The organism is Nocardiopsis synnemataformans (genome assembly GCF_965343085.1).
Taxonomy (GTDB): Bacteria; Actinomycetota; Actinomycetes; order Streptosporangiales; family Streptosporangiaceae; genus Nocardiopsis; species Nocardiopsis alborubida.
In genome coordinates this window covers 1-18,161 of record NZ_CBDRFA010000120.1, presented here as the reverse complement: position 1 = coordinate 18,161, position 18,161 = coordinate 1, and the positions used below count along the sequence as shown (strand labels likewise).

The window sequence follows — 18,161 nt, the reverse complement described above, 5'->3', positions numbered from 1 at the left end:
GTTGCCCGTACGAGCAAATGGGCAACCTAGTGAGCAACCTGCGGTCCACAAGCGCACCAGCGCGTACCGGCCGCGTACTGGAGCGGCCCAACGCCGGGAGAACACCCTTCGCCCAACCTTCGGCCTCGGCGAGTACCACGTCCCTGGTACCGGCAGAGGAGCCCTTCACTTCGTATCGGCTGTGAGGAAGGGCCAGAGGCAGAGGTCGGGCGACAGCAGTCTGGTCACCTCGATCGGTACCGTTCGGAGGCGGTGCGGCCTTCGGTCCCAGCACTCACGTTTCGTCAGCCCGGCTTCAGACCGTGGCGGGGACGGCCTGATCATCCAGGTAAGCGTCCAACTCCAGGAAGCCCAACAGCGCTTGGCGCATGCCGTTCACGTCGGAGTCGTTGGTGGCATGGGCCACGCACTGCACGCGCTCGGACACCACCCCGGTTCCGGTGAGCTGAGCAACCGTATGCCCGGTCTCCCACGCGATCGCCACGACCTCAGGCATCTTCGCCGCCCGACCCCTGGAGACGATCCGAGACAGAGTGAACCGCGAGATACCCGTGACATCAGCGAGGGCACGCTGACCCAGGCCCGCTACCGTCCGGGCGCGCCCGATCCGCGCACCGATATCCGCCACTGCCATCTCCACCACCCCACCAGTCTGAATCAACCAGCCTGAACCTCATTCAGGTATAGACGTACATCCCGCACGACACCACGGTCGAGCAGCCGACAACGTCTTTTTCAAGAGAGCGCGGGCATCGAAACCCTGCCGGTTCTACATCCCCAGTTCCGCGTACCACTGCTGTACCAAGGTGGACCATTCTGGTTCGGGAGCGTTCCACCCTGTACCAGGGTCGAACCACGATTCGAGGCCTCGCCCCACTCCCTACCCATCCTGTGCCCACGACAGGACGAGACTCCCATGGCGGTGGCCTCGGGAGATAGTGGACACGAAGCCATCGGATATCAGTGATCGCCGAGGCGGTCCAGGATGTGCCGGGTGTGGGCCTGCAACGCGGGAAGGGCCCTCTCCGCCACCTCCTGGGCGCCCGGGGCGGAATCGGCAAGACCTCCCAGGGATTCCTCGAACGCCTTCGGGAACGCCTCAGCCAACATCGCCACGCGCCCGATCAGGAGTTCCGGATCCAGACCGAGGGTTTCAGCGGCCTTCCTGAGCTGGTGTCGCCTGATCCGTGACGCGATGCGCTCGCCGCCGATGGACAGGGCCACCGACCTGTCAACTTTCCGAGCGTCGTAGGCCAGACCCGTCGCCAGGTCGTACAGCGGAGCCACACGGGTCAACCCCGGTGCGCGCAGAACGGAGATGTTCTTCGCGTGCCCGTCGGGGGCGCCGGCCACCAGGTTAACGAGCAGGAAGTCCGCGAGGGCGAGCCGGTCGTCGAGCAGGCCGGTCGACTCGCGGATAAGGACCCGCGTCATGTCCGTCAGCCCCGGACCGTTGCGGGACTCGTACTTGTGCGCGGGCATGCGCCCGCACGCCTGCGCGAAGTCCTCCTGGTGCGTGCGTAGGACGCGACCGGCTTCCAGGGACCGGTCGAAGCGGTCGATCACGATGGCCCACTGGTCCTCGAATCGGGTGAGGGTGCTCCTGGCGACGATCACGCCCACGGCCGACGCCGACTCCATGGTGACGTGCTCGACCAGGGCTTGGTGGTGCAGCTGTTTGATCCCCGGCTTGACGATGTGCGTGGTGGCGGCGCTGCCGTGGGCTGTGTGCCAGCGCCCGTCGATCCTCGCGAGTGCGAACTTCTCCTGCTGCCCGCCCAACGACCAGTGTTCACCGGGCATCGTCCAGGACGGCTCATCGCCGACGAGTGCGCGGATCCGCTCGGCGATCTCGGTGTCGCTGGTCGGTTGGTGTTCGCCCTCGCGTGTCCGAAGTTCCTCCAGGTCCTCCTCGCGACAGAACTGGACGGCTCCCGGACAGTCCCAGCCCATCGCCGCGAGGATGCCGAACGCGTCGTCCACGGCGACCCCGAGCTGGTCAGACCATGCGGCACGGGCGTCCTCGTTCTCGGGAAGCAGGCCGAACAGGTACGGTTTGACTCTTTTCGCCGGATGGGGGCTTCGTCGGATGGGAAGGCGCGCGGAGAGTGCCACCTCACCGTTTCGCACGTACTCGGCCGTGTAGGAGAACGCGGGATCGTCACCGGAGACCTCGCGCTCCAGGTATCCCACCACCTGACCTGACAACAGGACGACCAGGCGCTCAGTCATCACCGTTGTCCCTGGTGCCGGTGACCGGCAGACCCCAGGAAGTCCGACGCGCCTGTGAGGCCGCGCGCAGACCGGCGCCGACCTCGTCCGGCGGGTCATAGGGGGTTTTCGGCTTCTCCACGGAGGCGGCGCGAGCCCGGTCGGGGCTCGGCTGTGCCTGTCGCTGCTCATCGGCATTAGGCCGCAGAGTCAGGGTCAGATCCAGAGCGGCCAGCAGGCGGAGCAGAGGCTCCAGTTCGGCTCCACGGTGGCCGGCCTCGACGCGGGCTAACCAGGAACGGGCGACATTGGCCCGGGCTGCCAGAGCCGCCTGGCTGAGTCCCTTGGAGAGCCGGGTATCGCGGACCAGGCCGCCAAGCTTCGACCACCCTGTCAGGGTGAACTCTTCCGCCATCACACCTTCTCCGTCCTCGTTCGAGGACATCCTAGGCATGTCCTCGTTCGAGGACAAGAGATAATTGTCCTCGAGCGAGGACAGTGCGGCGGCAGATGACGAACACTTTCGGGGTGGACCGACAAAAGTGTGGGACCGGCAGCACGGAACCCCTACCCCGGCCTTACCGACGAGGTTCTGTGAGTTTCGTGCGACACGAGCGTCGCGGCGGCGGAAGAGCTCAACAGGGGGTCTACACACCATCTGACGTCGGCCAACATGGCTGTGAGACATGACTGCGACGGACCGCACACACCGCACCAACTCAGGACCTGAAGAGGACCGAAGGCCTGCTTGGGGGACCGACCGCGGCCTACGGACCAGAAGGTTGGGGGTTCGAGTCCTCCCGAGTGCACCACCTTGAGACAGTGGCAGAACGGCCCTGAACTGCGGAAACGCAGCTCGGGGCCGTTCTGTGTGCGCCCGGACGCGCATACGACTCCGGTGTGGGGGCCAAGTGGACCCCAGGTCGGCCCTGCCCTGGCCTGGGGTTCTTCCCGCAGGGCTCCGTTGGAGCCAACCGATTCAGATGAGGGGCCACTTTCCGCCGGACTGCGACTCCGGTATCCGCGCTCTCAGAGCACCATCCCTGTGGTCCAAAGGCAGAACCTGGCCATCAGCCGGCCTTTCCAGGGGTTTCGTTTCCGTTGTCCTGGCGGGCCCATCCGGTCTCCGTCCGAATGGGTGCCTTGGTGATCGGGAGCCGAGCCGAGAGCGCCACCTCACCGGTCCGCACGTACTCGGCCGTGTAGGAAGAAAGTGGGTTCGTCGTCGGAGGCCCCTCGGTCCAGGTGCCCCACGACCTCACCTGGCAGCAGCACGGCCAAGCGCTCGGCCATCGTCGTCGCTCCTGGTGTCAGCGATCGGCAACCCCTCCAGGAGGCCCGGCGCTCTTGCGAGGCCGCCCTCAGCTCAACTCCTCCTTCGCCTTCCGGGTGCGGGGGAAACCGGTGTCGTCCCTGAACACCTCATCCCGGTGCACCGCGGTCAGCAGTTCCGCCCGAGACGCGGTGGCTCGGCGGGGCCGGCCCACGCGACCGGGCGTTCGCCCGGGGTCACGCCCGCCTCCCGCAGTTCCGCTGCGGCTTCCTGCCGGGTGATGCCGCGAAGCGTGGCGATGGCCTGTACCGACACACGCCTTCGCCGTAGGCGCTGATGGCTCGGGCGAGTAGCCGCTGCGGTGCCCTGCGCCGAGCGGATTCGTCCTGCAAAGCGCGGTACTGGTCGCTCCAACCGAACCGCGTGGCTCACTGCGGCGTGGTGGGTGACAGCCATTCCTCTTTGGTGGCGTCATCGATGTAGCCCGCCTGACACAGCGCGATCGCGGCGGTCGGCGGTGAGACCAGGAAGCGCTGGACGACCTCGGAGAGCACGGCCTGGGTCAGTGGTCCTCGCTCACCGAGGAACTCACACAGACCCTCGATCGGGACGAGCAGGTGCCGGGCGAAGGCGTCAGCCCGGACCTCTTCGGGAGAACGGTGGTTCCAAGCGCCCGCCGCACTGTCCATCACATCTTCAAACAGGACATGGCTCGGTGCCGGTGGCAGCAGGGGCTGGCTGATCTCCCAGAGCCCGTCGGGCAACACATCGCTCACAGCACGTGGTCATGCCAGGCGCAGGGGCACCTCGCAGGGCTTTTGAGATGAGCTCTAACCACGTCGAATGATGGACCGGACACTGATGGTCAACCCCAGCAAGCACCACACGAGGAGCACCACCAGGGCATGGCCGCTCGGCTCGAACCTGTCCGAAAGCAAGCCGGCGCGCAGCAGATCGGCGGCGGCCTGGAAGGGAAGTACGTCATGGACGGCCTGGAACCAGTTGGGCAGCTGTTCTGCCGGGAAGGTGACCGGTGAGAAGAGCATCACGAAGAACACCATTACCTGGCTGACCAGCTGCGACAGCGCCGGCGACAGCAGCACCGCTATCGCATAGCCCACAGAGACGGCCATGACTGTGGTGAGCACGAACGCTCCCACCAGCAACAGCCAGTCAAACGAATAATCGATCCCATAGCGCAGGTAAGCCACCAGCACTGTGACGGGAATGCTAGGGAGAGCGATAACCAGCCAGACGATCAGATCGGATATCAGCAGCAGGGGGCGCGGCACGGGCAGCGCTCTTTGGTAGGTGAGAGTGCCGCTGGTCCGGGCACTGGCCACGCCCCACGGGCATAGGACCAAGCCGATGACCAAGATCAAGATCGTGGGGGCACCGGTGGACAACAGCTCCGCCGTGGGCGTGTCGATGTCGGGGATGAGGAGCCCGAATCCGACGACGACAGCTCCCGCGATGGCCGCTTGGACGACGATGAACAGCGGCATCATCGCCCCGGTCTGGGCCATCGTCCAACGCAGCAGAGTCCAGACCGTCGTACCCAGGCTGGCGCGTGGGGGGACCTCGACGAGGACCTGGTTCTCGCGGTGTGTACGCGCGGTCGATGTCGGTTCAGGCATGAGCGGGCTCCTCGTGGCTCAGCTCCGCATCGGCATCAGCCGTCACCGCGAGATAGGCGTCCTCGAGTGTGATGGGCGAGAGCGTGTAGCCTTCGATTCGGTCGGCGGTGCGAAGCGCGGTCGCCCAAGCGACCGCGTTCGCTGCGTCAGACGCGGCAAGGGTCAACAGCACCCGGCGTCCACTTCGGGCACGGCGGGCGAACCGGACGGGCAGCTCATCGAAGCGCTCGGACGGATCCTCCCCGTCCAGAGGCAGGGAGAGCTCGAGACGCAGCTCCTCTCCCTCGGCGCCGCGCAACTGGCTCGGTGACCCGGCAGCGGCCACCCGGCCGCGGTCAAGCACCGCCAGCTCATCCATCACATGCTCGGCCTCGGCGACGTTATGGGTGACCAATAGGACCCCGGCGCCCTCGTCGCCGAGCCGACGGACCATATTCCACAGCCGCCTGCGACGGGCCGCGTCCACATCGTTGGTCGGCTCGTCGAGGATGATCAGCGGCACGGGGGCGACCGCGGCCATGGCGAACGCCGTCAAGCGACGCACTCCGCCGGAGATCCCTCCACCATCCGGTGTGGCCCGCCGGTTGATCCACTCTCGTAGGTCCAGCTCATCGGCCATGAGTTCGACGGCGTCCCGGGCGGCTGTACGGGACATACCGCGCAACCGCCCAGCAATCTCGATCGCCTCTCTTGGCGTCAGCCCGTCCAAAGGTGCCTGCGCCTGGGCCTGCAGTGCCACGCAGCGACGCACCGTAGCGGGGTGGGCGACAGCGTCGACCCCCACCACCCGAATGGACCCGCTGTCGGGCCGGAGCAACCCTACGACTTGAGAGACCAGCGTGGTCTTACCAGCGCCGTTGTGTCCGAGCAACCCGACCACCTCGCCGGGTCTGACCCGTAGGTTGACCGCTTCGTTCGCCCGAACCGAACCGAACCGCCGTGTCAAGCCCTCAAGCTCAAGTATCGCGTCACTCAACGTGATCTCCGTAGCTTTTTCGCGTCTTACAAACCATCGGACTTGAAATACCGTGAGTATCTAGATGTCGAGAGTAGGACAGTACTGAAGGTTCGTCAAGAGTCGGTGCCACTGAGCGCGGTGGGGCTCTTGCGCGGCCGCCCGAAGACGCGCGACACACTCTTGAGTCGCCCGCCGACCCTCTCCGGCGGTGGTTCCGGGCCGGCCAGGTGCCCAGAACAGGCGTCAACCGCCTACTCAAAAGACCGAGACCAGTACGTGCCGACCCAAGCGTCGGCGTGCTCGGGATGCCTGCCGGCGCCAGGCGCTTTGCCCCGCCTACGCCGGGTGGCATTGCGCCAAGGGCTACAATGCGACCATGGATCAACATCGGCTGATGCCCGCACGGCGGAAGCGACGGACTCGAGCCGAGCAGAAGCAGGAAACCCGTAGCGCTCTGATCGAAGCGGGGCTGATGACCTTTAGTCGTGACGGTTACCACGGCGCGTCGTTAGAGGAAATCGCCGACACAGCCGGTTTCTCCAAGGGAGCGGTCTACTCAAACTTCGGTGGAAAGTCTGAACTGTTTCTCGCTGTGCTGGACTACAATCTGAGCACGCTGCGCGATGAGCACTGGGACCCTCTGACTACCGACAAAAGCGCCGAGGAATCCCTCCCCATACAGATCGCTGGCAATCAGAGCCAAGCCGAGAAGCTGGTTCGCGGGTTCGAACTTGCGACGCTGGAATTCATCACCACCGCCGCCCGGGACGACGCACTCGTCCCGGCGCTACGCACTCGAATCCAGACGCTGCTCGATGCCTACAAGCGCGTGGTGGTCGCCCACCGAGCGCCAGAAGAAGAGCTCGCGGCCGACGAGATCGCCCAACTCATGGCCGCGCTTGAGCAGGGTGTGTCCGTCCTCGCGCTCAGCGGTGTCGCTTCGATAGACGGTTCCCTGTTGCGCGTGGGCATGCGACGGCTGCTTCGCGACTCGGCTGGTGCCGTAGACCGGCCTGGCCACACCTCCCTTCTGCCTACCGTCGAGCAGGTACGGCGACTGATCAACGACAACTCGGGGGAGGAAGACGCTCCCGAGTAGGCCCACGTTCGGGGCAGGTTCCCCGGACGACGAGCACGGCCGCGCGCCGCGGTGCGTCAAAACCCCCGGCACCGACGCAGCAGTCGGGTGGTCTCCTCGGCAAACGCCTCACTCGCATGTCAGTTCCGTCGGAACTCGAACATGGTGCAGTCCGCATGGACGATGCCCTGATCGTCGGCCGCAGCGACGGCGGGCTGGCGGGGAGCCCATGACCGATCGGCGGTCACCGTGTCGTCACGCCCCAGCATCAGCACGACGGGGGACTGTAGCGGCACGCACATAACGTCCCGGTAGGACCCCAGAAGGCGCAGGTCCGCCTTGATAACGGGCGCGAAGTACCTCATATAGTCCGCGTCTTGCAGATACTCCTCCGGCACTCCGCCGTAATGCATCAGGACATCCCGGAAGCCCTCGTCCGTGTCCAGGTCCCCCACCCTGGTGAATCGGGTACGGCACGGTGCCGCGGAGCCAGAACTGAAGAAGGTCAGCGGCGGATTTCCCAACCGCTCCTGACAGAGCTTGGCCACCTCATAGCCGATCACGCTACCCATGCTGTGGCCCCAGATCGCATACGGACCGCGAAACACTTCTTCGAGCTCCGCGAAGATGTCCTCTGCGAGTTCACCGATCGATGTGGGCATCGGGGTGTGCAGCCGATGCTCACGTAGTGGGTGCTGAACGACTTGCAGGTTCACAATGCTGCTGAAGTCGCGCTGCCACCGGCTGTAGGAAAGTCTGCCGGCGCCTGCGTGCGGGAAACACACCATCGGAATGCTGTCCATAAGGGTTACCGGAGATTTTCCGAGTTGACGTTCAAACCCGTTTCTTCGGTGCCGACCGCTGCCTGCCGCGCCAGGTACTCGACCTCCTCGTCGAGGATGGCGACCGCCTCGGCGGAGTCCTTGACCCACGTGGACAGGATCACGATGTCCTGCCGGGTCCCGCTGACCTTGGACACGCAGTAGCAGTCGGCGTAGTCGAGCGTTTCCTGGTTCTCTGTGAGCAGTTCGAGGGTCATGTCCCAGATGGCGTCGTACTCGGCCTCGGCGCTGCCGGCGAAGTTGAGCATGCACGAAGGCCGGAACCCCGTCCCCCGTGCCTCCTTGGTCGTCTGGAAGACCCTCCCGTACTTGAGCGCCGTCAGCGGACCCGTGACGAGGTTCGAGAAGTTGACGTTTTGGTTCCCAGGCGCTCCGGCGCGGTGAGGATCTCCTTGCCGTGCCGCTCCAGGGCGCTGGTGAACTGGATCAGTTTCAGGGAGTCGAGCCCAATGTCGAACAGGTCGGCGCGCGCGTCGATCCCCTCCATCCCGAGTAGGTCGGCTGTCTCCCGCTCGATCACGGCGGCGATGGCGCTCCGCTCGTCGACCGCGCCGGGGGCGAAGGGCAGCACGTCGACGCTGCGGTCGGGGCCTGCGGCCGCGAGCACGTCGTCGACCGCGTCGGCCGGGCACACGATCACCGGCCGCTCCCCCGGTGGAAGACCCGGTGCGGGGCAGCCCGCGTTCCACCATCGGGGTCAAGGGCGGGAGACTCCCGGGCGGGGAGTGCGCCTGTTCGGGCCCCAGGCCGTCCGCACGAAATCCCCACCCTTGTCCCACCCGCAAGGTTCTGTGGGTTTCGTGCGAGACGGGCGTCGCGGCCGAGGGAGAGTCCTCCGGGGTGGCCCGCGCAGACCGTCTGACGCCGGTCAGCGGAGGCGGGAGGCGGGACCGCGGTGGACTGCGCAGACTCTCCCGCATGGCGCAGGAAGTACACCTCAGGCCCGGCGGTTTCTTCTGTGCGGCCCGGCCCCGGAGGACCGGGCCGCGCCGGACCGGGTCAGGCCGGACCGGGTCAGGCCGGGGTGATCTCGGAGACCGTCGACGCGCCCATGTCCGGGTTGGCGCAGACGCGGTCGTTTCCGTCCGTGGGCACGTAGGCGGCGCCCTCGTCGTTCTGGAGGAACAGGTGGGCCCCGGCCACCTCCGTGGGACCGCACTCCTCGGGGTCGTGGACCTCCGGGTTGGGGCGGGACACGGTCACCGTGGCCGCGTCACCCGGGTACAGCGCGAAGACGTCGCCGCCCTGGCCCCCGGTCTCCGCGTCCGCCCCGATGCGGTTGCCCTCGGAGTCGCCCCAGTACATGTTCTCGACGGAGGGGTACATGGTGCACGCCACGTCGTCCTGGGGGTTGAGCGGCTCCTGCTTGACCAGCTCGAACTCGATGTGGACGGTACCGGCCGCGCCCTCGCGCGCCGTCTCGGTCACCTCGAAGTCCGCCGCCGTGCAGTCGCGGACGCTCATGGTGCCCACACCGGAGCCGGCGTCCTCGGCGACCGCGGGTGCGGACGCGAGCAGGAGGGCGGGCAGCGACACCGCACCCAGGGCCGCGGCTCGGACCGAACCAATGCGAAACGCGCTCGTCATGGCGAGCATCCCCCTCATCCCGTGTGCTGCGTGTTCCGTCTGCCGGCGTCGGCCGCTACCCGCACTGACGCGGCGACACCGATCTCCTCTGTGTCGTTCTCTCCCGAGACCGATTTAAACGCCGTTTACCGACACGGTGCGGGCAGGCGGCATTGGGACGCCCCGGCGAACGGCGAGATCGGTCTCTCGCCGGGGTGCCGTGAGACCGGCAGGCGCACCGCCCGCACTCAGTCGGAGATGACGGCCGCCACCAGGTCGGCGGTGAACCGGTCGATCGGTGGGAAGTCCTCGCTCCCGGAGGAGAAGGCCTCGAAGAACCCGCGCTGAAAACACGCTCCGACCAGCAGGGACGCGACGGCGTCGGTATCGGTGTCCGGTCGCACGCGGCCCAGGTCCCGTTCTGCCCTCAGGTAGTCGGCCAGACCTCGGTTGACGTTCAGCGGACCGGCGCCGCGCTGGCGCATCCCCTCCTGGTGGCGCCGGAGCAGCTCGGGGTCAGCGAACAGGGAACCCAGCATCGGCGCCCCGTACCGGAAGAAGTCGACCGCCTTGGCCATCAGCTCGGTCAGGGTGTCTCGCACGCTGCCCCGGCCCACCCGGTCGGGCAGCTCGGCGAGCACTTCGACGAAGGGCGGGAACCGGTGACGCATGACCGACAGCAGCAGATCGGACTTGTCCTCGAAGTGCTTGTAGAGGGTCGCCTCGGAGTAACCCGCCGCGCGGGCTATCTCCTTGGTGGTGGCATGCGCCATGCCGAAACGGCGTAGGACGTCGGCCGCGCTGTCCAGGAGGTGCTCACGTGTCTCCTCCGCACTCGCCCGACGCCGTGTCCTGGGCCTCTCCTCCACCTGTCTCCTAGCGTGTCGGTTCCGGTTCCGGTGCCGTGCGCCCGTCGCGGCGCGTGAGCAACAGCCGGCGGCAACGCACCAGCTCTCCGACGACGTACGAACCCGCGAAGAACACCAGTATGACGGTACCGAAGGCGACCCACGCCAACAGGCCCACACCGGGATCGGTGATGTCAGCGGTGCGGACGTGCACCCACCACAGTGACGCCGACATGCAGACGATCCCGGCCAGCGCGGTGTGGAAGCGCGCGTAGCCCAGGGAGGCCATGGTGTGGAGAGCCACCATGGGCGCCAGGAACATCCCCGGCTCGTGGTCACGGAGCAGGAAGACCGAGTAGGCGCCGGTCGCGACCGACAAGGTGATGAGCGGGGACGCCCGGCGCCAGTAGAGGGCGGCACATCCCACGACCACGATCACGAAGGCCCACGGGTCCGTGGGCTGAGTGGTGTTCCAACCGGCGACGGGATCCAGCGGATCGCCGTTCACGGAGCCGTAGGTGGCGAGGAGCTCGATGACGAGCACGGCTCCTGCCACCACGGCGTCATTGACCCGGGGGCGGCCGGTGGCGGGTGTGATGGACATGGCACCTCCGTTAGTAAGTACTCACTCACTAAGGTAATCACCGAGCACACCCGCGGCAAGGGTGTACGAGGAGCCACCGGAACGAGCCGCGCCCCCCGGTTGCGCCGCGCGGGGCCGCGGAGGGGAGTAGCCGGACCGGCCCTCGCGGGGGTCGTGGGGTGCCGGGTCCGCGGGGTCTCGGGGACGTCAGGACCTCGTCCCGCAGCAAATACCATGTCGTGATCCGGGCCGAGGTGAGGGAGCAGTGCGTGATCAGGGTTTTGCTGGCCGAGGACATGCACCTGATCCGGGGCGCGCTGGTGGCCCTGCTCGACATGGAACCGGACATCGAGGTGGTCGCGGACGTGTCCTCGGGGGACGCCGTCGTGCCCGCCGCCCTCGAACACCGTCCCGACGTCGCCGTCCTCGACGTCCAGATGCCGGGCATCGACGGCCTGGAGGCGGCGGCGGGGATCCTGGAGCGGCTGCCCGAGTGCCGCACGCTGATCCTCACCCAGATCGGGCGTCCGGAGGTACTGCGCAGGGCGCTGGCGGCCAAGGCCCTGGGCTTCATGCTCAAGGACGCGCCGCCCGCCGAACTGGCCGGGGCGATCCGCCGGGTGGCGGCCGGTGAACGGGTGCTCGACCCGAACCTGGCCATGGCCACCATCGAGGCCCGCGAGAACCCGCTGACGCCCCGGGAGGCGGAAGTGCTGCGCCTGGCCGGTGAGGGTGACGAAACGGGTGAGATCGCCTCCCGGCTCCACCTGGCCAAGGGCACGGTGCGCAACTACCTCGGGGCGATCGTCACCAAGCTCGACGCGCGCAACCGCCTGGACGCCGTGCGCATCGCGACCGAGGCTGGGTGGCTGTGACGGCGCGGGCTCACGCCTGCGCCTTCGTCGGCGCCCGCACCGGCTCTGGCTCCGGGTCGCCGGAGCGCGCCCCGCGGGGCACCGGATGGGTCACGACGAGCTCGTAGCCGCCGTCGGCGGTGGGTCCGGCGGTGAGCTCTCCGCCCGCCACGGCCACCCGCGCGGTGAGGTTGATGACGCCGTTGCCTCCGCGCCGGTCGGTCCGTGTGACGTCGTGTGCGCCGGTCGTGACGGGGAGGGCTCCGTCGTTGGCCACGCGCAGGCGGACGTGGTCGTCGACGGCGGCCGCCTCGATGGTGACGTGGCGCGCCCGGCTGTGCCGGAGGACGTTGGTGACGGCCTCGCGGAGCACGGTGGCGAGCAGCGTGTCGGCCTGGTCGTCGAGCAGCCCGGTGTCGATGTCGAGCCGCACGTCGACGCCCGCGGCGGTGAGGACCTCGCGGGCTGACGCGCCCTCCACGTGCAGCGAGACCTCGGGGTCGTCGTAGGGGATGGTGCGCAGGTCGGCGAGGGTCCTGCGGGCCATCCGCGCGATGTCGCGGAACTCGGTGTCCGCGCGCTCCGGAGCGCGGGCGGCGAGTTCGGCCTTGACGGTGATGGCGGACAGGCCGTAGCCGAGCAGGTCGTGGACGTCGGCCGCGACACGGCGGCGCTCCTTGGCCACGGCGATCGCCGCGAGCGCCTGTCGGGCCTCGTGCACCTGGGAGACGAGGTGGGTGAGCAGCGCCAGGCCGTAGAACATCATCGCGACGGACACGGTGGCGACCGCGGACACCAGGAGCACGATGGCCGGAGGGGACTTCACGACCAGGACGACCAGCAGCTCGCCCAGGACGATGGCGGCGAACAGGGTCCAGGCGACCCTGCGGTCGGGTACCGCGATCAGGGCCGACGCCGCCGCGAGGCTGACCAGGCTGTGGACGAGCTCGACCTCGGAGTGGACGATGGGCACGAGGGCCAGCACCGTCTGGAGGAGGAGCGTCCAGACGGGGTGCCGGGGCCGGGCCCCGGGACGCCGGGGAAGCAGGTGGTGGATCTGGAGGCCCACGACGGACAGCACGATGGCGCAGCCGACCACGGTGCCCGGTTCCGGGTCCGCGAGGGTGAAGACCAGGCTGCCGACCACGTAGATGGCCAGCCCGCTGAGCACGATGGGCAGCGCGAGCCGAGGCGTCATGTCGGCCCGCGGCACCGGGTTCGGCCGGGTGTCGGGTGCCTGCCGGACACGCGCGGCGGCTTCTCGGGTCACCGCCAGGATCTCGGCGGGGCGCCTCCTGTCGGCCAGGCCGATGACGGCCGACAGCGCCGAGCCGAGGATGGTGTCCAGGTCCCGGGAGATCCGTTCGCGCTCGTCGGCCACGGACTGCGCGGCCAGTTCCCGGCGGGCCGCGTGCAGCTCGCCGCGCAGATCGCTGAGCCGGGTCAGGCCGAAGACGACCAGCCCCAGGATCAGTGTGTTCCCCGCGGCGCTCACGTCGGCGTAGAAGCCGGCGTCCGAGAGCAGGCCGGCCGCGACGGCGACGGCGCCGAACACGAACCATCGTGCGCGCCCCGGGACGATCAGCAGCACGGAGGCGGCCAGGAATCCCTCCGTGCCGCCGCTCCACGGAAACAGTGCCGCCTGGGCCGCGAGCGTCCACCATCCGCGCAGCCGCTTCGTCCATGGCAGGCAGTGCACGAGCTGGAGCGCGAGCATCGCGAGCGTCGCCGCGGAGGGCTGGTTGAAGAAGGAGGGGGCGGTCAGACCCACGAGCGTGATGATGAGGATCGCCACGGGGGATCACTTTAACGCTCTGTTCCGACAATGCCCACTGTTGGACGTTTCGTCCCTTTCGTGCATCATGCACGGCCGATCGGTTCGTGCGGCACTGGTCGCCGGACCGCCCGACCGGAAACCCTCGTGGTGACGACGCGGCGGTTCGCCGTACGCGACGCCGTCCGCGCACGGCGGACGGCCACAGGGGAGAGAACGGAGTATCGGGTTGAACGCTGGGCACACGCCGGACGCCGGTGTCCCGGGGCCGGGCCACGGCACCGCCGCCCCACCCGCAGCCGACCGGGAGGCGCGGCCCGCGTGGGCGGTGCGCCTCGCCGGGGTGACCAAGGTCTACGGCGAGGGGGCGGGCGCGGTGCACGCCCTGCGCGAGATGTCGATCGACCTGCCTCGCGGGGGGTTCACCGCGCTCATGGGCCCCTCCGGGTCGGGCAAGAGCACCTTCCTGCACTGCGCCGCCGGGCTCGACACGCCCACGTCCGGCACGGTGTACCTCGGTGAGACGGAGCTTTCCGGGCTGACCGAGCACCGGCTCACCGAGCTGCGCCGCGAGCGGGCGGGGTTCGTGTTCCAGGCGTTCAACCTGCTGCCCTCCCTCGACGTGCTGGGCAACATCACGCTGCCGTTGCGGCTCGCGGGCAAGCAGGCGGACCCCGACTGGCTGCGCGAGGTGATCGAACGCGTGGGCCTGAGCAACCGGACCAACCACCGTCCCGCCCAGTTGTCCGGCGGTCAACAGCAGCGCGTGGCGATCGCGCGGGCGCTGGTGACCCGGCCCGAGGTGGTGTTCGCCGACGAGCCGACCGGGGCGCTCGACAGCCGCACGGCGGCCGACGTGCTGACGCTGCTGCGGCGCGTGGTGGACCAGACGCACCAGACGGTCATCATGGTCACCCACGACCCGGTGGCCGCGTCCTACGCGGACGTCGTGCTCATCCTGGCCGACGGGCGGATCGTGGACTCCCTCTCGGCGCCGACCGTCGACACGATCACACAGCGTGTGGTGTCCGCGGAGGAGCGCTGATGCTGAGACTGGCTCTGGCAACGCTGCGCGGCCGCGTCGTCGGTTTCGTGGCGTCGTTCATCGTGCTGCTGCTCGCGGCCGCCCTGACGACCGCGTGCGGAATCCTGATGGAGACCGGTATCCGCGGCGACGGGGAACCCGACCGGTACGCGGCGGCACCGGTCGTCGTGTCCGGTGCCGACTCGGTGCGGCCCTCCGGCGGCGACGCTGGGGACTCCTTCGCGCTGACCGAGCGCGCACGGGTCTCCGACGCCGTCGCGGACGAGGTCCGCGACGTCCGGGGAGTGACGCGCGTCGAGTGGGTGGACCCGGGCCTCGCGCTCGGCGTGCACGGCGACGGTGACCCCGGGGAGCTGCGCGACCGGGTCGCCGAGGTACTGCCCGCGAACACCCTGAAGGCGTACGCGGGTGACGACCGCGCGATCGCGGAGTTCCCGGAGGACGCGCAGGCGCGGGACATGCTCCTCGCCCTGTCCGGCAGCGCCGGCGGCACGGCCCAGCTGATCGCGATCTTCGTGGTGGCGAGCACGTTCGGGCTCCTGATCCAGCAACGGCACCGGGAACTGGCGCTGCTGCGCGCGGTCGGTGCCACCCCGAGGCAGGTACGCGTCATGCTCCTCGGGGAGATCCAGTTGGTCGCGGCCGCCGCCGGTGTGCTCGGCGTCGCCCCCGGAGTCGCCCTCGCGTACTGGCTGCGCGGTGAACTCGCCGCGCGCGGCTTCATCCCGCCCGAGTTCTCCCTGACCGTGGGCCCGATCCCGATGGTCGTCGCCGTGCTCCTCGGGATGGGCGTCGCGTGGCTCGCGAGCTGGACGGCCGCGCGCCGGGCGACCCGGATCCGGCCCGTCGAGGCACTGGGCGAGGCGGCGGTGGAACGCCGGGAGCTCGGACGAGGGCGCACCGTCGCCGGAGTTCTCGTGGCCGCCTTCGGCCTGGTCCCCCTGGTGATGCTGAGCCAGATGGGCGGGCAGGCCGCCGCTGCCGCGCCCGCGGCCTCCTCCCTGATCCTGATCGTCGCGGCGGCGCTGTTCGGTCCCCTGATCGTGCGGGGCGCCTACCGACTGGTCGGCTGGATTCCGGCCCGGATGGCCCCGGTCTCCGGCTACCTGGCCGCCGCCGCCACACGGACGAGCACCCGGCGCCGCGCCAGCGCGGTCGCGCCGCTGATGCTGATGGTCGCGTTCACGGGCACCTCGGTCTTCGTGGAGACCACGCAGTCGCACGCCGCGGACGACCAGGCGCGCGCCGGCACGCTCGCCGAGCACGTCCTGGCCCCGTCGGGTGCCGCGGGCCTTCCCGACACGCTCGCCGAGCAGGCGCGCGCCCTGCCCGGCGACCCGGCGGTGACCGAGGTCGTCCACACCCAGGTCATGACCGAGGAGTCGATGTCGATGCCGGGTGAGGGCATGTCCGGCGGCGCGCCGGAGACCCCGGTCATGCTGATGCCCGCCTCCGCGCAGGGCGTCACCGTCGAGGGCGTCGAGCGCAACCTCGACCTCGACGTGCGGACCGGATCCCTGGACGACCTGCACGGGGAGACGGTCGCGCTGAGCGAGCTCACCGCGGAGTCCGGCGGCGTGGCCGTGGGCGACGAGGTGGACCTGTGGATGGGCGACGGCGCCAAGGTGCGGCTGCGGGTGGTGGCCACCTACGGCCGCGGGCTCGGCTTCGGCGACGTGACCCTGCCGTTCGACCTGGCCCTCGCGCACACGACGGAGCGGTTGGCCGACCAGGTGTTCGTCAGCGGAGCCGACACCGCGTCGGTGAAGGAGCTGGCCGCGGCCTCACCGTGGGTGGGCGCCACCGACCGGGAGGGCGTCCTCGCGGGTCAACAGCAGGCCCGGGACCTCGACGCATGGGTCAACTACGCGCTGCTCGGGGTGATCGCCGCCTACGTCGCGGTCTCCGTGGTCAACACGCTGGTCATGGCCACCGGCGAACGCACCCGCGAGTTCGCGCTGCTGCGGATGGTCGGCACCACACGGCGGCAGCTGCTCGGCATGCTGCGGTGGGAGGCGCTGTTCATCGGCGGCCTCGCCCTCGTCGTGGGCGGTGTCGGCGTCCTGATCGCGCTCGTGCCGTTCAGCATGGCCTTCGCCGGAACGCCGGTGCCCTACGTCCCGCCGCTCGCCGGTCTGGGACTCGTGGCGGTGACGCTTCTGATCGCCCTGCTCGCCATGGTCGTTCCGGCGCGCATCGCGCTGCGCACGCCTCCGGCCGAGGCACTCACCAAGCCCATGTGAGCGGGCGGTGGGAGGACCCGGTCCGACACCCGCAGGCCCGCTGACGTGTTTTCCGAATCCTGAACCGAAGGACACCCCCATGACCGAACCCGTGGCCCCCCGGCGAGAGGCCGCATGGCGCCGCCTCATCAAACGCCGGCCGCTGGCGAGCTTCTTCACCCTGGCCATCGCCCTGAGCTGGATCGCCTGGATTCCCTACATACTCTCCGACAACGGGCTCGGCCTGTTGGACTTCGGGTTCTCCCTCGTGGCGTCCCAGCTGCTCCTGATGCTGCCAGGCGCCTACCTCGGCCCGATCTTCTCGGCCTTCCTCGTCACCGCCGTGGCCGACGGCCGCGAGGGGGTCCGCCGCTGGGCGGGACGCCTGCTGAAGTGGCGGGTCAGCTGGCGCTGGTACACGCTGGCCGTGCTGGGCGTTCCGGTGGCGCTCATCGTCTGTGCCATCCCGTTCTCCGGCGGGGACATAAGGATGCCGACGCTCATCGTGCTCCTGGGCTACCTGCCCGGCCTCGTCCTACAGTTCGTGACGACCGGTATCGCCGAGGAGCCGGGCTGGCGCGACTTCGCCCTGCCCCGGATGCAGCCGTACTTCGGACCGCTGCGCGGCACGCTCATCCTCGGCGTGATCTGGGGCATCTGGCACCTGCCGCTGTTCCTCACGGCGTGGGGCGGCTACCCGAACGGGACGTGGGCCGACCCCATCAACTTCACGTTCTCGTGCATCGCCATCAGCGTGGTGATGACCTGGGTGTTCAACCGCACCGGTGAGAGCCTGCCGGTCGCGATCCTGCTGCACGCCAGCGTCAACAACTTCATGTCGATCGTGATGGGCACCATGTTCCCCTCGATCGAGGCCACGCACGCGGACAGCACCAACGTCATCCTCCTCGCCTTCGGCACGGCGGCCTGTGTGCTCATCGTGGCGACCAAAGGCAGGCTCGGGTACGTCCCGGCCGCCACGGCCGGGCCCGAGGAACCGGAGGGGGAGAAGCGGAGCGACCAGGCGCCCGGGACGGAGGACGTCCCGGCCTGATCCTCGGGGACGACCGGCTCTCCAGCCGGGACGGCCCGTGGCGGTGGAGGGTCGCCGACCGGCTTCCCGACGGGCACGCGGCGGCGTCCGGAGGGCGGCCCCGGGCACCGCGGACCCGGACGGACCGTGCGAGGAGCCGCCCGGCTATCCTCCGGGAAGCCGCCTGCCGTGGCGGCGCCCGGGAAGCCGGGGCCCCACGCCGCTCGTCCCACCCAC

Annotated in this window: 18 protein-coding genes; 5 read left to right on the top strand and 13 right to left on the bottom strand. The window is 69.1% G+C overall.

The window, feature by feature from the left end:
* Positions 1–295 precede the first annotated feature (295 nt).
* From ACSIH6_RS37820 to ACSIH6_RS37795, 6 genes are all read right to left on the bottom strand, one after another.
* Positions 296–496, bottom strand: coding sequence for a hypothetical protein (locus ACSIH6_RS37820; protein ID WP_435113411.1), 201 nt, complete (start codon positions 494–496; stop codon positions 296–298).
* Between the two features lie 464 nt (positions 497–960).
* On the bottom strand, positions 961–2,232 hold the full coding sequence (locus ACSIH6_RS37815) for a HipA domain-containing protein (RefSeq protein ID WP_435113409.1): 1,272 nt from the start codon (positions 2,230–2,232) through the stop codon (positions 961–963).
* The gene (locus ACSIH6_RS37810; protein WP_435113407.1) at positions 2,225–2,656 is read right to left on the bottom strand and encodes a helix-turn-helix domain-containing protein; all 432 of its coding nucleotides are present in this window, start codon (positions 2,654–2,656) and stop codon (positions 2,225–2,227) included. Before ACSIH6_RS37810 ends, ACSIH6_RS37815 begins: the two co-directional genes overlap by 8 nt.
* Positions 2,657–3,912: 1,256 nt before the next feature.
* Positions 3,913–4,260, bottom strand: a complete 348-nt coding sequence (locus tag ACSIH6_RS37805; protein WP_435113405.1) for an ImmA/IrrE family metallo-endopeptidase — start codon at positions 4,258–4,260, stop codon at positions 3,913–3,915.
* A gap of 54 nt (positions 4,261–4,314) precedes the next feature.
* A complete protein-coding gene (locus ACSIH6_RS37800; protein ID WP_435113403.1) occupies positions 4,315–5,121 on the bottom strand; it encodes an ABC transporter permease in 807 nt (268 codons plus the stop codon).
* Positions 5,114–6,067 (bottom strand): ABC transporter ATP-binding protein, encoded by a 954-nt coding sequence (locus ACSIH6_RS37795; protein WP_435113413.1) that lies wholly within the window; start codon positions 6,065–6,067, stop codon positions 5,114–5,116. Before ACSIH6_RS37795 ends, ACSIH6_RS37800 begins: the two co-directional genes overlap by 8 nt.
* A gap of 388 nt (positions 6,068–6,455) precedes the next feature.
* Between ACSIH6_RS37795 and ACSIH6_RS37790 the strand changes: the two genes are divergently transcribed.
* Entirely contained in the window at positions 6,456–7,178 is a 723-nt protein-coding gene (locus ACSIH6_RS37790) for a TetR/AcrR family transcriptional regulator (protein WP_435113401.1), read from the top strand.
* 119 nt (positions 7,179–7,297) lie between these two features.
* Here the strand turns inward: ACSIH6_RS37790 and ACSIH6_RS37785 are convergent, their stop codons facing one another.
* From ACSIH6_RS37785 to ACSIH6_RS37760, 6 genes are all read right to left on the bottom strand, one after another.
* The gene (locus tag ACSIH6_RS37785) at positions 7,298–7,960 is read right to left on the bottom strand and encodes a thioesterase II family protein (protein WP_435113399.1); all 663 of its coding nucleotides are present in this window, start codon (positions 7,958–7,960) and stop codon (positions 7,298–7,300) included.
* Positions 7,961–7,965: 5 nt separating this feature from the next.
* Complete coding sequence (locus ACSIH6_RS37780; RefSeq protein ID WP_435113397.1) at positions 7,966–8,247, bottom strand: hypothetical protein; 282 nt, start codon at positions 8,245–8,247, stop codon at positions 7,966–7,968.
* 71 nt (positions 8,248–8,318) lie between these two features.
* Positions 8,319–8,639: an acyl carrier protein gene (locus ACSIH6_RS37775; RefSeq protein ID WP_435113395.1), complete on the bottom strand. Its 321-nt coding sequence runs from the start codon at positions 8,637–8,639 to the stop codon at positions 8,319–8,321.
* A 374-nt stretch (positions 8,640–9,013) separates the two neighbouring features.
* Positions 9,014–9,586 carry a DUF4232 domain-containing protein gene (locus ACSIH6_RS37770; protein WP_435113393.1) on the bottom strand — a complete coding sequence of 191 codons (573 nt, stop codon included), beginning with the start codon at positions 9,584–9,586 and terminating at the stop codon, positions 9,014–9,016.
* A gap of 227 nt (positions 9,587–9,813) precedes the next feature.
* Positions 9,814–10,434 (bottom strand): TetR/AcrR family transcriptional regulator, encoded by a 621-nt coding sequence (locus tag ACSIH6_RS37765; RefSeq protein ID WP_435113391.1) that lies wholly within the window; start codon positions 10,432–10,434, stop codon positions 9,814–9,816.
* Between the two features lie 7 nt (positions 10,435–10,441).
* Complete coding sequence (locus tag ACSIH6_RS37760) at positions 10,442–11,017, bottom strand: DUF7134 domain-containing protein (RefSeq protein WP_435113389.1); 576 nt, start codon at positions 11,015–11,017, stop codon at positions 10,442–10,444.
* A 248-nt stretch (positions 11,018–11,265) separates the two neighbouring features.
* Between ACSIH6_RS37760 and ACSIH6_RS37755 the strand changes: the two genes are divergently transcribed.
* Entirely contained in the window at positions 11,266–11,871 is a 606-nt protein-coding gene (locus ACSIH6_RS37755; RefSeq protein ID WP_435113387.1) for a response regulator transcription factor, read from the top strand.
* Positions 11,872–11,881: 10 nt separating this feature from the next.
* Here the strand turns inward: ACSIH6_RS37755 and ACSIH6_RS37750 are convergent, their stop codons facing one another.
* A complete protein-coding gene (locus ACSIH6_RS37750) occupies positions 11,882–13,645 on the bottom strand; it encodes a sensor histidine kinase (protein WP_435113385.1) in 1,764 nt (587 codons plus the stop codon).
* Between the two features lie 208 nt (positions 13,646–13,853).
* Between ACSIH6_RS37750 and ACSIH6_RS37745 the strand changes: the two genes are divergently transcribed.
* From ACSIH6_RS37745 to ACSIH6_RS37735, 3 genes are all read left to right on the top strand, one after another.
* Positions 13,854–14,669: an ABC transporter ATP-binding protein gene (locus ACSIH6_RS37745; RefSeq protein ID WP_435113383.1), complete on the top strand. Its 816-nt coding sequence runs from the start codon at positions 13,854–13,856 to the stop codon at positions 14,667–14,669.
* The gene (locus ACSIH6_RS37740; RefSeq protein ID WP_435113381.1) at positions 14,669–16,912 is read left to right on the top strand and encodes an FtsX-like permease family protein; all 2,244 of its coding nucleotides are present in this window, start codon (positions 14,669–14,671) and stop codon (positions 16,910–16,912) included. The genes ACSIH6_RS37745 and ACSIH6_RS37740 overlap by 1 nt, the downstream gene beginning before the upstream one ends.
* 79 nt (positions 16,913–16,991) lie before the next feature.
* Positions 16,992–17,945, top strand: a complete 954-nt coding sequence (locus tag ACSIH6_RS37735) for a CPBP family intramembrane glutamic endopeptidase (RefSeq protein WP_435113379.1) — start codon at positions 16,992–16,994, stop codon at positions 17,943–17,945.
* Positions 17,946–18,161: the final 216 nt, after the last annotated feature.

Coding starts and splice junctions, on each gene's coding strand:
- ACSIH6_RS37780 (WP_435113397.1), bottom strand. CDS start 8,247: ATGCTCAACTTCGCCGGCAGCGCCGAGGCCGAGTACGACGCCATCTGG.
- ACSIH6_RS37785 (WP_435113399.1), bottom strand. CDS start 7,960: ATGGACAGCATTCCGATGGTGTGTTTCCCGCACGCAGGCGCCGGCAGA.
- ACSIH6_RS37740 (WP_435113381.1), top strand. CDS start 14,669: ATGCTGAGACTGGCTCTGGCAACGCTGCGCGGCCGCGTCGTCGGTTTC.
- ACSIH6_RS37815 (WP_435113409.1), bottom strand. CDS start 2,232: ATGACTGAGCGCCTGGTCGTCCTGTTGTCAGGTCAGGTGGTGGGATAC.
- ACSIH6_RS37770 (WP_435113393.1), bottom strand. CDS start 9,586: ATGACGAGCGCGTTTCGCATTGGTTCGGTCCGAGCCGCGGCCCTGGGT.
- ACSIH6_RS37800 (WP_435113403.1), bottom strand. CDS start 5,121: ATGCCTGAACCGACATCGACCGCGCGTACACACCGCGAGAACCAGGTC.
- ACSIH6_RS37735 (WP_435113379.1), top strand. CDS start 16,992: ATGACCGAACCCGTGGCCCCCCGGCGAGAGGCCGCATGGCGCCGCCTC.
- ACSIH6_RS37760 (WP_435113389.1), bottom strand. CDS start 11,017: ATGTCCATCACACCCGCCACCGGCCGCCCCCGGGTCAATGACGCCGTG.
- ACSIH6_RS37790 (WP_435113401.1), top strand. CDS start 6,456: ATGGATCAACATCGGCTGATGCCCGCACGGCGGAAGCGACGGACTCGA.
- ACSIH6_RS37810 (WP_435113407.1), bottom strand. CDS start 2,656: ATGTCCTCGAACGAGGACGGAGAAGGTGTGATGGCGGAAGAGTTCACC.
- ACSIH6_RS37820 (WP_435113411.1), bottom strand. CDS start 496: ATGCCTGAGGTCGTGGCGATCGCGTGGGAGACCGGGCATACGGTTGCT.